The organism is Mycobacterium sp. SMC-14, from assembly GCF_046250075.1.
Classification (GTDB): domain Bacteria; phylum Actinomycetota; class Actinomycetes; order Mycobacteriales; family Mycobacteriaceae; genus Mycobacterium.
The window spans coordinates 1,688,682-1,703,230 of the sequence record NZ_CP176429.1 but is presented as its reverse complement, the minus strand read 5'-3'; the positions used below and the strand labels follow the sequence as shown (position 1 = coordinate 1,703,230).

At 67.2% G+C, this 14,549-nt stretch carries 13 protein-coding genes; 4 read left to right on the top strand and 9 right to left on the bottom strand.

Features of this window, described 5'->3' with window-relative positions; all coding sequences use genetic code 11:
- Positions 1–117: 117 nt before the first annotated feature.
- A complete protein-coding gene (locus tag ACKY0W_RS08015) occupies positions 118–1,287 on the bottom strand; it encodes a sodium-dependent bicarbonate transport family permease (protein WP_409437110.1) in 1,170 nt (389 codons plus the stop codon).
- A gap of 844 nt (positions 1,288–2,131) precedes the next feature.
- Here ACKY0W_RS08015 and ACKY0W_RS08010 point away from each other — a divergent pair.
- The gene (locus ACKY0W_RS08010) at positions 2,132–2,791 is read left to right on the top strand and encodes a methyltransferase domain-containing protein (RefSeq protein WP_409437109.1); all 660 of its coding nucleotides are present in this window, start codon (positions 2,132–2,134) and stop codon (positions 2,789–2,791) included.
- Here ACKY0W_RS08010 and ACKY0W_RS08005 read toward each other — a convergent pair whose 3' ends face one another.
- Genes ACKY0W_RS08005 through ACKY0W_RS07975 form a run of 7 tightly spaced genes read right to left on the bottom strand, consistent with a single transcriptional unit; the run spans position 2,792 to position 9,684 of the window.
- Positions 2,792–3,472 (bottom strand): helix-turn-helix domain-containing protein, encoded by a 681-nt coding sequence (locus tag ACKY0W_RS08005; protein ID WP_409437108.1) that lies wholly within the window; start codon positions 3,470–3,472, stop codon positions 2,792–2,794.
- A complete protein-coding gene (locus ACKY0W_RS08000; RefSeq protein WP_409437107.1) occupies positions 3,465–4,214 on the bottom strand; it encodes a 16S rRNA (uracil(1498)-N(3))-methyltransferase in 750 nt (249 codons plus the stop codon). The genes ACKY0W_RS08005 and ACKY0W_RS08000 overlap by 8 nt, the downstream gene beginning before the upstream one ends.
- Positions 4,215–4,221: 7 nt before the next feature.
- Positions 4,222–5,373, bottom strand: coding sequence for a molecular chaperone DnaJ (dnaJ, locus tag ACKY0W_RS07995; protein ID WP_409437106.1), 1,152 nt, complete (start codon positions 5,371–5,373; stop codon positions 4,222–4,224).
- A gap of 33 nt (positions 5,374–5,406) precedes the next feature.
- Entirely contained in the window at positions 5,407–6,450 is a 1,044-nt protein-coding gene (gene hrcA, locus ACKY0W_RS07990) for a heat-inducible transcriptional repressor HrcA (protein ID WP_406758595.1), read from the bottom strand.
- Between the two features lie 44 nt (positions 6,451–6,494).
- Positions 6,495–7,490, bottom strand: a complete 996-nt coding sequence (locus tag ACKY0W_RS07985; RefSeq protein ID WP_409437105.1) for a LysR substrate-binding domain-containing protein — start codon at positions 7,488–7,490, stop codon at positions 6,495–6,497.
- On the bottom strand, positions 7,445–8,275 hold the full coding sequence (gene eutC, locus ACKY0W_RS07980; RefSeq protein ID WP_409437104.1) for an ethanolamine ammonia-lyase subunit EutC: 831 nt from the start codon (positions 8,273–8,275) through the stop codon (positions 7,445–7,447). Before eutC ends, ACKY0W_RS07985 begins: the two co-directional genes overlap by 46 nt.
- Positions 8,272–9,684: an ethanolamine ammonia-lyase subunit EutB gene (locus ACKY0W_RS07975; protein WP_409437103.1), complete on the bottom strand. Its 1,413-nt coding sequence runs from the start codon at positions 9,682–9,684 to the stop codon at positions 8,272–8,274. The genes eutC and ACKY0W_RS07975 overlap by 4 nt, the downstream gene beginning before the upstream one ends.
- A gap of 218 nt (positions 9,685–9,902) precedes the next feature.
- On the opposite strand from ACKY0W_RS07975, the gene hisN reads away from it, so the two are divergent.
- From hisN to ACKY0W_RS07960, 3 genes are all read left to right on the top strand, one after another.
- Complete coding sequence (gene hisN / locus ACKY0W_RS07970) at positions 9,903–10,697, top strand: histidinol-phosphatase (protein WP_409437690.1); 795 nt, start codon at positions 9,903–9,905, stop codon at positions 10,695–10,697.
- Between the two features lie 368 nt (positions 10,698–11,065).
- Complete coding sequence (locus ACKY0W_RS07965) at positions 11,066–12,460, top strand: pyridoxal phosphate-dependent decarboxylase family protein (protein WP_409437102.1); 1,395 nt, start codon at positions 11,066–11,068, stop codon at positions 12,458–12,460.
- A complete protein-coding gene (locus tag ACKY0W_RS07960; protein ID WP_409437101.1) occupies positions 12,457–13,992 on the top strand; it encodes a xylulokinase in 1,536 nt (511 codons plus the stop codon). The genes ACKY0W_RS07965 and ACKY0W_RS07960 overlap by 4 nt, the downstream gene beginning before the upstream one ends.
- A 17-nt stretch (positions 13,993–14,009) precedes the next feature.
- On the opposite strand, the gene ACKY0W_RS07955 is transcribed toward ACKY0W_RS07960, so the two are convergent.
- Entirely contained in the window at positions 14,010–14,540 is a 531-nt protein-coding gene (locus ACKY0W_RS07955) for a hypothetical protein (protein ID WP_409437100.1), read from the bottom strand.
- Between the last annotated feature and the right edge of the window lie 9 nt (positions 14,541–14,549).

The window sequence follows — 14,549 nt, the reverse complement described above, 5'->3', positions numbered from 1 at the left end:
GTCTACCGTCGGCCACCCCTAGGTCCCAGCAGTTCCCTCCCCCCTCAATGCTGGAGGTTAGCGACGACCGCCGTGAATTAGGCCGCACCGCCCCGGCGTGGCCTGCAGTGGACTCCCCTATAGCGACGAGACAAGATGGGCGATCTCGATGTAGAGCGGGATCCCAATGGTCACGTTGTAGGAGAACGTCAAACCCAGCGACGCGGCCAATGGCAAGCTGGGACTGGCTTCTGGAATCGCCAGTCGCTGGATGGCAGGAACGGCGATATAGGAAGCCGCGCCGCTCAACACAGCGAACAAAACGTAACTTCCCAATTCGAACTGGACTCCGGTCAGCAGAGAGTATCCGCGGACAACGAGTATGCCGATCGTTGCAAACAAGTTCGGAACCAGCAGCCCGAACAGAATGAAGCCACGACCCGCTGACTTCAGATCTTGCAGTTTACGGGCTGCGGTAAGTCCCATCTCCAGCAAGAAGAGACACAGTGCGCCCTGAAATGCCGTGATGAAAACCGGATCCTCGACTGAGGTGACCTGGGAGCCCTGTAGACCGCTGAGGAAACCGATCAAGATCCCACCGAGCAGCAGACAGATTCCCGGGTTAAGGAAGACCTCCCGCAGCAACTCCTGGTTGAGCAGGCGACCACGAGTGGATGTATCGACCGCCGGCCCCTCGGGCCTCATGTCGATCGCAAAGCCGCTGGGGTCAGACTTCGTCGCCACAGTCGAGACCGCGTGGACTGCACCGGCCGGCACCGTGTAGCCGGCCTCTTTGGGCATGTATCCGTCGGCGTCCATCCCTTTATGGCGCAACCGGGCGACCAGGAGGAGAGCCACCAGGCAGCCGGGGATCTCCATGACGGCCAGCATGACGGGCATATACGCGTCGTACGCAATTCCGGCGGTGGCGAGGACACCCAAACAGGTGGCGAACGTACCTGCCGAGTCCGACGCGTAGTACCCAGCGACTGTCGCACGATCGACTTCTCGCATTCTGGTGAGATGTTTGAGCAGGTAGTAGGCGAGCGTCCCGATCAGGAAGTTCGAGACGAAGCCGGTGGCCACGAAGCCGAGGATGCCGCCGAGCCGGGAGAGATCGATTCCCGCCAGTTCTTCGCCCCCGTGCCAGCCGATGGCCAACAACAGATACATCGTCAGCCCGTGATAAACCGCGGCGGGAAACTCGAATGGAACCTTCATCAACGCGAGCAGGAATCCGAAGTAGAAGAACAACAACAGCGGTTTGAACAGATTGTGCGTGAAGTTCTGCCAGAATTCGACCAGCATTTTGTCTCTCTTTCGGGCTCAGCGTCACCGACGATGAAGTGCAGGTATCAGTTCCGTAGCGTTACGGCTTCCTTCAGATGCGCGGGGACCACCGCCGTCCGATCCTCCCGAGGTGCGCGACCACTCGCCCACCAAGATCAAATCGATGGAACCGTATGGCGTTGCTGCAAAACCCAATTCGAATCCAGGTACGTCCCATGCGGATGCGGCCGCAAACGGCGGCGCGGAACCGGCGCCACCGTTCACTGCTCGCGTATCGAGAGCTCCCGCACAAGACCGAGGTGCGCCGAAGTTCGACCGTGCGAACTCAAAACCTAGAAGGGCGTTGCCTACTGACGATTCCCATTGCACCAACAGAGGGCCAAGAATCCACTACTGACCCCAAGGATTCTTTGGCATCTATTGCCAGACAGCACCCATACAGGTCCCGGGCTAGTACTAAGCCCAAACTTGCTGACCAGCAGCGCTTTTGACGCCATCTCCAATGAGAAGGAAGATAGCGGAGGTTCTAGGATCCGCGGTAGCGCCACTGGCGATGCCGCCGGCAGAAGCGGTCAATGTCATCTCCGCCGGCGATGACAAGAGCAAGGATGCGCTCCTGACCGGGGCCACGACCACCGCTCATTCCGTATCGGCGTGTCCGACCGGATGTAAGCATCGGCCGCTCGCGCACCACACCGGCGCGGAATCGCCAATTACTCACTGCAATAGTCATCTTAATTAGGTGATAGTACACAGTAGCTGCCACCAGTCCACCGCCCACTCACCGGCGACTCGCGCAGTGCAGACTGCAAGAGCGGTTCGTTCAAGACGCGATGGTGCCGCGCGGGCGAAACTGCCGGGTATGAGCGAGGAAACCTTCACCCCTGCCCTGGGCCGCTTGGCGCCGGCCCGGTTCTTCGACTACGTGGTGGCGCTGACGCGTGAGCGGCTGTGGCGAGGCCTGACCGTCATGCACCTGGCGCCGCGTCCCGACGACACGATCCTCGACGTGGGTTGCGGCACCGGTTCGTTGGCGCTGCTGGCCGCTCGGGTGGAGCCGCAGGCCAACATCACGGGCCTGGACCCCGATCCGGAGATCCTGGCGGTGGCGCGGCAAAAGGATGCGGAGTCCGAGTCAGCCGGCCGTGTCCGCTGGCTGACCGGGATGGGCGACGACCTGGTGGCGTCGGTGGAGGCAGAGTCGATGGACGGCGTGATGTCTTCTCTGGTGCTGCACCAATGTCCGATGGACGTCAAGCGCGCCATCCTCGCGTCGATGTTTACGGTACTGCGCCCAGGTGGCCGTCTGGTGATCGCCGACTTCGGGTTGCAACGGACGCCGCTGATGCGTCTGGCGTTTCGGTTCGTCCAGTTCGCCGACGGCAAGACCGATACCCAACCGAATGCCGATGGTGTTCTCCCGGAGCTGATTTCGGCCGCCGGCTTCGTGGACGTTCGCGAAGCCGACGTGGTGGCCACCATCAACGGGACGATCTCGATCTATACCGCCCGCAAACGGTGATCACACGAGGGCGTGGCGCACCACCGACGGCGTCAGGCCCATCATCTCCCGCATCTGCCGGGTGAAGTGGGCCTGATCGGCGAAGCCCGCGGCGATCGCGGCCTGCGCCAACGGCGTCCCCGACTGCAGGGCTTCGACGGCCCGACGCAGCCGCGACCAGACCCGCCAACGGGCGAGCGGCATCCCCAGTTCCCGGCGCGCCAGCGCGCGCAGGCGCTGCGGCGAGAGGCCGATCTCGGCAGCCAGGCTCGGCATCGTGATGCTGCTGTCGGCCAGTAGGGCCAGCGCCGTCACCAGGCGCGGATCCAGCTCCTCCGACTGGCCCCGGCAGGCGGCTGCGATATCGGGCTCGCGCAGCTCGCCCAGCTCGGGGGCTGCGGCGATCCCGGCGTCGTAGCGCCCGCGCAGCCGGTCGGCGAACAGGCAGTGCGGCTCGATGAAGTAGGTGATCAGGTCGCGGATGGCCAGGATGCGGTGCGGTGCCATCGGTGACACAACCAGTGCGGCGGCCTGATGGCAGGTGCCGGCGAGATCCACCATCGTCACTTCACCTCGCCCGGCGACCACGATCTGGAAGGCGCCGTGGCGGTGAATGGGGCCGCCGCCGCCCACCGGGCCGCGATACACCGCGTAGCCGTCGCTGATGCTCAGCGACGGCACCGAAGCCGCCCGGCTATTCACTCCGCCAGCGTGGGGTCAGCACTCCGAGCGCGCCCAACGCGACCGCCGCCGCGGTCGAGGTGCGCAGCACAGCAGGACCGAGCCGGGTGGCGACGGCACCGGCGCCGGCCAGCGCTGTCCGCTCCGCCTCGGTGATCCCGCCTTCGGGGCCCACCACCAGGGCCAATGCCGAGGCGGTGGGCTCCACCGCGTCGGCCAAGGCGACGACGGCCGCGTCGTGCAGCATCAGCACGGTCGTGCCGGCGGCCACCTGGTCGCGCACCCACGACACCAGCTCGGCGTCGCTGAGCACTCCGTCCACCGGCGGAATGTGGGCCCGGCGGGATTGGCCGGCGGCCGCTCGGGCAACCGATTGCCAGCGCCGCAGTCCCTTGTCGGCTCGCGGGCCGTCCCAGCGCGCCACGCACCGGTCAGCCTGCCACGCCATGAAAGCGTCGGCACCGGCCTCGGTGGCCAGCTCGATCGCCAGCTCGGAACGCTCGGATTTGGGCAGGGCCTGCACCACGGTCACCGGTGGGGCCGGCGGCGCGACCTGGGAACGCTCCAGCACCCGGGCCCGCAGCCCACCGCGGTCGGCCTCTTCGACCTGGCATTGCGCCAGCACACCGGCGCCGTCACCGAGGGTCAGCTGCTCACCCGGCCGGATCCGGCGCACCGTCGCGGCATGGAACCCGGCGTCGCCACCGAGCACGGCCAGCGCACCCACCTCGGGCACCGCATCGACATAGAACAGGCCTGCCACCGCGGGCTCAGCGGCCGGTGAAAGTTTCGCGCAGTCGGCTGAACAGCCCGCCGCTGTTCTGCGTGTGCGCCGAGCGGACCTCGGCGATCTCGCGGTCGCGGTGCTGCTTGAACTTGCGCAGCAGCTCGGTGTCATGGCTGTCGAGGCGCTCGGGAACCACCACCTCGATGTGGGCGTGCAGGTCTCCGCGCACGCCGGTCCGCACCTGCGGCATGCCGTTGCCGCGCAGCACGATGGTGGCCCCCGGTTGGGTGCCGGCCGGGATGGTGATGTCGGTGGCGCCGTCGAGGATCGCCTCCACGGTCACGGTGGTGCCCAGCGCCGCGTCGACCATCGGGACCGAGATGTGGCAGTGCAGGTCGTCAGCGTCGCGGGCGAAGATGTCGTGAGGCTGCTCGTGCACCTCGACGTAGAGGTCACCGGCCGGTCCCCCACCCGGTCCGACCTCACCCTGGGCGGCCAGCCGCACGCGCATGCCGTCGCCGACTCCGGCCGGGATCTTGACGCTGATCTCACGGCGCGAGCGCACCCGGCCGTCGCCGCCGCACTGGTGGCACGGGTCCGGAATCACCTCGCCGACGCCGCGGCAGGTGGGGCAGGGCCGCGAGGTCATGACCTGGCCCAGCAGCGAGCGCTGCATGCTCTGCACCTCGCCGCGCCCATGGCAGGTGTCACACGTCATGGGGCGCGAGTCAGCGTGGGTTCCGCGACCTTGGCAGCGGTCGCACAGCACCGCCGTGTCGACCGTGACGCGCTTGGTCACCCCGGTTGCGCACTCGGTGAGGTCCAAGCGCATGCGCAGCAGCGAGTCCGAACCCGGCCGGACCCGTCCGATCGGGCCACGCGAGGCCGCCCCGCCGCCGAAGAACGCTTCGAACACGTCCCCGAGGCCCCCAAAACCCCCACCGAAACCGCCACCGAAGCCATTGCCGCCGCCGCCGCTCTCCAGCGGGTCGCCGCCGAGATCGACGATGCGGCGCTTCTCCGGGTCGGACAGCACCTCGTAGGCGGCACTGATCTCCTTGAACTTTGCCTGTGCCGCTTCGTCGGGGTTGACGTCGGGGTGGTAGGTGCGCGCCAGCTTGCGATAGGCGCGCTTGAGATCGGTGTCGGTCGCGTCCTTATCGACGCCCAACAAGCCGTAATAGTCGCGTGCCACGCCTGACCCTTCCCAACTTCTGCCAGCCGGAGATTAGCGAGCCCCGAGCACTTCACCGATGTACATTGCAACCGCTGCAACACTGGCGATCGTTCCCGGATAGTCCATCCGGGTGGGACCCAGCACCCCCATGCCCCCGTACACGGTGCCCAGGGATCCGTAAGCGGTGGACACCATCGAGGCGCCGGCCATCTCCTCAGCCTCGGTCTCGTGACCGATGCGCACCGTGACTTTACCGGCTTCCTGCTGCACGGCGAGCAGCCGCAGCACCACAACCTGCTCTTCGAGAACTTCCAGCACAGACCGCAGTGAACTGCCGAAGTCCGCGGCATTGCGGGTCAGGTTGGCCGTACCGCCCAGCAGCAGGCGCTCCTCGCGGTGCTCGACCAGCGATTCCAGCAGCACCGTCGCCGAGCGACCCACCGCGTTGGCCAGGCCGGGCGACAGCCCGCTGCGCCCGTCCAGGTGCCCGGCCAGTTCGGCGACCGCGGTGGAGGCTGCCGAGATCCGCTTGCCCTCCAGCGCGGCGCCGAGCAACTCCCGAAGCTGGCTGAGCTGATGCTCGTCGATCGGTTCGCCCAGTTCGACGATGCGCTGATCGACCCGGCCGGAGTCGGTGATGACCACCAGCAGCAGCCGCGCCGGGGTCAGCGCGATCACCTCGAGGTGGCGCACCGTCGACACCGACAGAGTCGGGTACTGCACAACGGCCACCTGGCGGGTCAGCTGCGCCAGGGTGCGCACCGCGCGGCGGAGCACGTCGTCGAGGTCGACACCGGAATCCAGGAAGGACAGAATCGCCCGGCGTTCCGCGGCCGACAGCGGCTTGACGTCGTCGATCCGGTCGACGAACTCCCGGTAGCCCTTCTCGGTGGGCACCCGCCCGGAACTGGTGTGCGGTTGGGCGATGTATCCCTCGGCCTCCAGCACGGCCATGTCGTTGCGGACGGTGGCCGGCGAAACCCCCAGGTTGTGCCGTTCGACCAGGGCTTTGGAGCCGATCGGCTCCTTGGTGGCAACGAAGTCCGCGACGATGGCACGCAGTACCTCGAGGCGGCGATCATCAGCCACGCCCACGGATGCTCACCTCCTGCTTCGAACAGCTACGGCCGTCCTCGATTTTACGGTGAACCCGCCAACAGCCGGTGCTCGATGCCGTGCACGATGTCCCGCTCCCTGTCCCGCACCAAACAGGCGACGTCGACGAAGCGGGAGACCAGCGGCGACGGCTCGCCGTCGGTCCAGCCCACCGCGATGGCCGAACCGGGCCAGTCGTTGATCGGCAGGAACCGGACCCCGCTCAACGGCATGAAGTGCGCGGCCGCCGCACCGGTGATGGCGATGGCCGCCCCTGCGGCCACCACCTGCGCCTCCTCGGTGATCGAATCGGAGCGCACCACGTGCACCTTCGTCGCAGCAGTCCGCGCCGCAGCCAGGCTCCAGAACGCGTGATGGGCCTGGTCGACGCTGGACGACTGGGTGATCGGGTCGTCGAGAAGGTCCCGTACCGACACCGACTTCCGTCCGGCGTGCCGGTGCGAGGCCGACACCATGGCGACGACCGGATCGACTGCCAGGATCTCGGTGCTGATGTTCGGCGTGCTCTGCGGCAGCCGCAGGAATGCCACATCGGTGGCCCGCGACGCCAACCCGGCCGACGGATCGCTGACCTGGAATTCCCGCATCTCGATGGTGACCTCGGGGTGACGTTCCCGGAACTCGGCAATGATCGGTGCGGTCAATTCGAGCGCGGCGCCCGGTACGTAGCCCAGCCGCAGCGTGCCCACCACCCCGCGCGCTGCCTGTTGAGCGGCGGCGGTCACACCGTCCAGTGCGGCCAAGACGGTGCGCGCGCCCTCCAGGAAGACCTCGCCGGCGGGCGTGAGCGCCACGTTGCGGGTGGTCCGTTCGAACAGCTTGACGCCGAGTTCGTCTTCGAGTTCTTTGATTTGGCGGCTCAGTGCCTGCTGCGCCAGGAAGACACGCGCTGCCGCCCGACTGAAGTGCAGTTCTTCAGCAGCCACCACGAAGTGGCGCAACTTTCGCGTGTTGATGTCTATGGTGCTCGATCCTAGGACACCGCGTGTTGGTCGAGGGTGGTTCGATCCGGCCCGCATGAATCGCCGAGCGCAGCCACCGAGGTGGCTTTCAAGTCGACTCCTGATCGACCGAGTCTGCGCGCACCGGTGATCAGGGCGTCGACGACGCGGGCCGCCTCGAGGTAGCCCAGACCGTCCGGAGGATGCACGTTGGACACGCAATTGCGTTCGGCGTCGGTGCGTCCCGGCCGCGGCTGGTGCGTCAGATACAACCCGAGGCTGCTGGCCACCGACAATCCCGGCCGCTCACCGATCAGCACCACCACGGTCTGCACGCCCATCACCTGGCCGATGTGGTCACCGAGCGCTACCCGGGCTCCGGTGGCGATCACCGGTGCGGCGATGGAGCGGTGAGCACCCACCACATCGGTCAGCGCACGCAGTAACGCAACACCGTGTTCGGTCAGCGCCGCCGGGGACAGCCCGTCGCACAGCACAAAGCCCACCTGCGCTGTACTGCATGGGATTTCAGTCAAATCGTCGGGCAGGCGACCAAGGTCGGGGCGCCGCAGATACTCCTCGCGACTGCTCGCTCGACTGGTCACCGCCACGGGCTCGCCGAGCCCTACGTCGGCCACCCGCTGGGCCAACCGTCCGACGTCGAACGGTTGGCGCACCGCGTCGCGGGCCAGGGCGTGCGCCGCCCGGAACTCCAGCACGCTGCGGGTCGGCTGGGCGTCGCCGGAGCGCCCGAGCCCGATCCGCGCCTGGGTGTGGCGGCGTAAGTCCTGCCAGAGGTCCTGCGACTCAGTCGGTTTAGCGAGGCTCGACGAACCCGGCGGTTTCGAACGCAAGGCGCTCATGCCGGTGCCGCCAGCGACCGCAACGGCGAGCGCTCCACCGCACTGGGCAGCACTCGGCCGGACTCATCGGCGATACCGATCCCCTGTAGCCAGGTCTCGAACTCGGGCGCTGGGCGCAGGCCCAGCACGCGTCGCGCATAGAGCGCGTCGTGGAAGGACATGCTCTGGTAGCCCAGCATCACGTCGTCGGCCCCGGGGACGGTGATGACGAAGTTGCACCCGGCGACGCCGAGCAGCGTGAGCAGGGTGTCCACGTCGTCCTGATCGGCTTCCGCGTGGTTGGTGTAGCAGACGTCGACACCCATCGGCAGCCCGAGCAGCTTGCCGCAGAAGTGGTCCTCAAGCCCGGCGCGGGCGATCTGTTTGCCGTCGTAGAGGTATTCGGGTCCGATGAACCCGACCACGGTGTTGACCAGCAGCGGCGAGAATTCGCGGGCCACCGCGTAGGCCCGGGTCTCCAGGGTCTGCTGATCGACCGGCCGGCCACCGCAGCCCAGGTGGGCGTGCGCGCTCAGTGCCGAACCCTGGCCGGTCTCGAAATACATGACGTTGTCCCCGACGGTCCCGCGCTGCAGCGACCGCCCGGCCTCGTGGGCGGTACGCAGCAGATCGAGGCTCACACCGAAGCTGCGGTTGGCCCCCTCGGTGCCGGCGATCGACTGGAACACCAAATCCACCGGGACGCCCTGCTCGATCAGCTCGATGGTCGTGGTCACGTGCGAGAGCACACAGGACTGCGTCGGGATCTGGTAGCGCAGCCGGATGTCGTCGAGCAGGTACAGCAGGTCGGCGGTGGCCTGCGGCGAGTCGGTGGCCGGGTTGATGCCGATCACCGCATCGCCGCATCCGTGCAGCAGCCCATCAAGGGTGGCGGCGGCGACACCCCGAGGGTCATCGGTCGGATGGTTGGGCTGCAGCCGGGTGGCCAGGCGGCCCGGCAATCCCAGCGTGGTGCGAAACGCGCTGGTGACCCGTATTGATCGCGCCACCGCGATCAAGTCCTGGTTCCGCATGAGTTTGCTGACCGCGGCCACCATTTCGGGAGTCAGCCCCGGCCCGACACGACGCAGGGTGTCGGCCGCGGTCGGCGTCGCCGCCACCTCCAGCAGCCAGTCCCGCAGACCACCGACGGTCAGATGGGACACCGCCCGGTAGCTCTCGCGGTCGTGGCGATCGATGATCAGCCGGGTGACCTCGTCGGTCTCGTAGGGCACCACCAGGTCATGCAGGAAGGTGTCCAGCTCGACGTCGGCCAGTGCCCACTGCGCCGCGGCCCGTTCGACGTCACTGGCGGCGGCGCAGCCGGCCAGTTCGTCGCCGGATCGGCGCGGGGTGGCCTTGGCCAGGAGGTCGATCAGCCCGTCGAACCGGTAGGTGGTGCCGGCCAGCGTCTGCGTGTACGTGGTCATCGCAGACCCCTTCCCCTCAGCCGGGATTCCCTGATCGCACCGACGGCGGCACGCAGGTGCGGCAAGGAATTGCCGTCGTGCCGATTTGAGTCGCGGGCGAAGAAAAGCAACTCGCGCCCCCCATTTTTCCATACCGGCGACGTGATTCCATAATTCGGTCATTTCGCCGGCGAACACGGAATCCCGCAACTCGGTGGTACTGTCCCCCGTTTGTGGGAATTGCAGCGGAATCCATCAATGACGATCTGACCCTGGCGCTGCGCCTGGCGGACGTAGCCGACGCCATGACGATGGACCGGTTCGGTGCACTGGACCTGCGGGTCGACACAAAGCCGGACCTCACTCCGGTCACCGACGCCGACCGCGCGGTGGAGGTCGCGCTGCGCGAGGTCCTGGCACGCGATCGGCCCAACGACGACGTACTGGGCGAGGAGTTCGGCGGCAGTGCGATCTTCAGCGGCCGCCAGTGGGTCATCGATCCGATCGACGGCACCAAGAACTTCGTGCGCGGGGTACCGGTGTGGGCCACGCTGATCGCCCTGCTCGACGACGGCGTGCCGTGCGTCGGTGCGATCAGCGCCCCCGCGCTGGGCAGGCGGTGGTGGGCCGGCGATGGCCTGGGCGCATTCGCCGCGGTCGGCGGGGCGGCGCCGAGGCGACTATCGGTCTCCGCGGTGGCAGACCTGGGCTCGGCGAGCTTGTCGTTCGCCGGACTCAAGCAGTGGGCGCACCTCGGACTGCGTCAGCGCTTCCTGGATCTGACCGACACCGTGTGGCGAACGCGCAGTTACGGCGATTTCTGGGCCCATTGCCTGCTCGCCGAGGGCGCGGTCGACATCGTTGTCGAGCCCTCGTTGTCACTGTGGGATATGGCGGCCCTGGACATCCTGGTCCGTGAGGCGGGTGGCACGTTCACCGACCTCAGCGGCACCGCCGGCCCGCACGGCGGCAGCGCGGTGGCTACCAACGTCCTGCTGCACTCAGCGGTGCTGGACAGCCTGGGCGTGGCCTAGCACCGCGCATTCCCCACCCAACACCCGATTAACAACAAAATATTGTCAATACTGTCCTTTTTTGGTGTTGGAATTCTCGCGCGCGATTTGAGATTATTGGCCCACGGCCATTGAACAAATGTCATGGCAATTCTTGCTACCCATCCGCAGCCGACATTCGGACACGCAGGAGATCATGAATTCAGGCAATTCACTGCGGGCCCGCGGTGGGACGGTCGGCGTGATACCGACGGGGCGGGCGGCACGTGATGTGACGCCGCGTCGGCCGCCCGTGGTTAGCTCTGCTATTGCGCGTGCGAACAACAACACGATGATCCCTCGGGGTTTGTGACCCGGGGGGTCCTCAAGATGGAGGATCTGCTCTCACCATGTCCGACTTTCCCTACACGGACCGCTTCACCGTCAACCGCACGCTGCCCGAACAGGGCCGGCCGCGTGACGAAGTGCTCGCGGAGCTGCGTGAGATGGCGCAGGCCGAGGACCCCACCTGGGAAACCGGCAAGGTGTCCGGGACCATGTACTGCGGTGACCACGAGCACTACCGCTTCCTCGATGAGGCGTTCGGACTGTTCGCCCATGTGAACGTGCTGCAGCGCGACATCTGCCCGTCGGCGACCAAGTTCGAGGGCGAAATCATCGCGATGGCACTGGATCTGATGCACGCCGAGGCCATCACCGACACCGAACCGGTCGGTATGGTCACCACCGGCGGCACCGGCAGCATCATCCACGCACTGCTGGCCTACCGCGAGCACGCCGCCAAGCACCGGGGCATCACCCGGCCGAACTTCATCAAGCCCGAAACCGGTCACCCGGCCTTCGACAAGGGCTGCCATCTGTTCGGCATCGAGATGCGTAGGGCGCCGATCGATCCGCAGACCACCCAGGTGGACGTCGACTGGGTGGCCAACAACATCGACGAGAACACCATCGCGATCATGGGCTCGGCCTGCAACTACGGCTACGGCACCGTCGACCCGATTCCCGAACTGGGGCAGCTCGCCCTGCAGCACGGAGTGGGCCTGCACGTCGATGGCTGTCTGGGCGGGTTCGTCCTGCCGTTCGCCCAGGAGCTGGGCTATGACGTCCCGCTGTTCGATTTCCGGGTGCCCGGGGTCACCAGCATCTCCGCGGACAACCACAAGTACGGCTACTCGTTGAAGGGCGCCTCCACCCTGCTGTTCCGCGACAAGGCCTACCGCAACGCGCAGTACTTCTACCTCCCGGAGTGGTCCGGCGGCAAATACCACTCGCCGGGAATCGAGGGCTCCCGCTCGGGTGGGCTGATCGCCGCCGCGTGGGCGTCGATGGTGCAGCTGGGCCGGGAAGGCTACCGGGCCTACGCCAAGGCAATCCTCGAGACGGCATCGGCCATGCAGGACGCCGTGCGCAGCCACCCCGAGCTGATGATCCTGGGCTCACCAACGTTCTGCTTCAGCTTCCGCTCCGACGAATTCGACATCTACCACGTCGCTGACGCCATGAAGCCCAAGGGCTGGCGCTTCAACGGCCAGCAGTACCCCAACTCCATCCACATGGCCGTCACCCGGCCCCAGACCCAGCCCGGCGTGGCGGAGGCATTCGCCGCCGACCTCGACGACGCGGTCGAGTACGCCAAGAAGAAGACTGCCGAGGGCGAGGCGCCGGTCAGCGCTGCGGTCTATGGCGGCGTCCCCGGCGGGATGACCGATGAGGCGGCTCATTTCATCGAAGGGTTCATGGAACACATCCTCGACACCCAGCAGTCGCTGCCGCCCGTATGACCAGTTCGGACCGCGTCGTTCTGGCCGTTGACCTTGGCACTGGCGGCCCCAAAGTCGGTTTCGTGTCGTTGGACGGCGCCGTGCTGTGGTCGGACCTCACTGCGGTCTCGACCGAATACGGCCCGGGCGGTGCTGCCACCCAGGACGCGGGTCTGTGGTGGGAGATCATCCGCGACGCCACCAAACGCGGGCTGGCCGAGAGCGGGATACGCGGTGAGCAGGTAGCCGGGGTGTCGATCACCGGGCAGTGGGCCAGCACCATCCCGGTCGACGCCGAGGGACGTCCGGTGGGTCCATGCGTGATGTGGATGGACACCCGCGGTGCGCCCTACAGCCGCAAGGTGTTCGGCGGTCGGGTAGCCGGCTACCGACCACGGGTCCTGCTCAGCTGGCTCCGTCGCAACGGCGGCATCCCCTCGCCCAGCGGCGACGACCCGGTCGGGCACATGCTGCACCTGCAGCACGGCGACCCGGCGGTCTTCGCGGCCGCCCGCTGGCTGCTGGAGCCGGTCGACTACCTCGGCATGCGTCTCACCGGACGGGCGGCGGCATCGCGGGCCTCGATGATGGGCAGCTGGCTCACCAACAACCGCAATCTGGACGTGCTCGACTACGACGACGTACTGGTGCGCCTGGCCGGTGTCGACCGGGCGAAACTTCCCCCGCTGGTGCCGACCGGCTCCATCATCGGCCCGGTGGCTCCGTCGGTCGCCGCCGAACTCGGCATATCGCCTGCGGCCCAGGTGGTCACCGGCACCCCAGACCTGCACGCTGCGGCAGTGGGTTCCGGTGCGGTGCGCCAAGGTGAGCTGCATCTGACCATTTCCACCACGTCGTGGATCAGCTGTCCGGTGGCGTTCAAGAAGACCGATGCGTTCCACCAGCTGGCCACCGTCGCGGGCCTCGACCCGACGTCCTATCTGCTGGTCAACAACCAGGACACCGCCGGCCGCGCGCTGCAATGGTTGCGCGACACCATGTTCGACGATCTGGACTACGACGCGCTGACCGCGCTTGCGGCGGGCGCACCGGCCGGCTCGAACGGGGTGATCTTCACGCCTTGGCTCAAAGGCGAGCACTCCCCCGTTGACGACCGCCGTGCCCGCGGCGGTTTCCACAACCTGTCACTGGCCACCACCCGCGCCGATCTGGTGCGCGCGGTGCTCGAAGGGGTCGCCTACAACAGCCGCTGGCTGCTCGAGTGCGTGAATCGGTTCACCCCCAACGGCGGACCGATCCGGATCGTGGGCGGCGGTGCGCGCTCGGACCTGTGGTGCCAGATCGTCGCCGACGTCACCGGCCGTACCTGCGAGCGGGTGGCCGATCCGCTCAATGCGCAGTTGCGGGGCGCGGCGCTGTTCGCTGGGATAGGAATGGGCTACGTGCACCCCGACGAGCTACGCGATCTGATCCCGCTCGACGGCGTATTCGAGCCGGTAGCCGCCAATCACGAGGTGTACGACCGGCTCTTCGCCGAGTTCCCCCGGCTCTACAAGGCCCAAAAGGGCATGTTCGGCCGCCTCAACCGCTGACCGACTCGTTCTGCGGGCTAGTGGGCCGCCATGATCTGCATCAGCTGGGTGGCCGAGTCGTGCGACAGCACCCAACGACCCTGGTCGACGAGCTGCAGCGGGACGGTCTGCGGCGCAGGCATCTTGGGGCCCGAGACGGTGACGTTGGCCAGCCCCTGGCCCTCGCCGGTCTGCACCACATTGATCACGTCGAAGTTGTAGGGCAGTTCTCCGTCGCGGTAGGCCCTGCGGAGCTCGCTGTCGAGCCCGTGCCCCTCGTGCTGCGTTATGCCGTTCTCGACCAGATCGGCCTTCTCCTTGTAGCCGATGCCGGCGTCGCTGAGCCTGGTCAGCATGCCCGACACCTCACCGGTGGTGGGCAGCGGCACACCGGACGGCGCCGGGGCGGGGGCCGGTGTCGGCGGCGCGGGCTCCAGCGGGAGGGGCGCACCGGCCACGGAGTCCTGCGGTGCGGCCGGCTCAGCGGAAGCCACACCTCCCCCGAACAACCCGGACACTCCGATCACAGCCAGCGCCGCAGCGCCGATCAGTAGAAGTCTTCCAGTCACGGTTCCCCC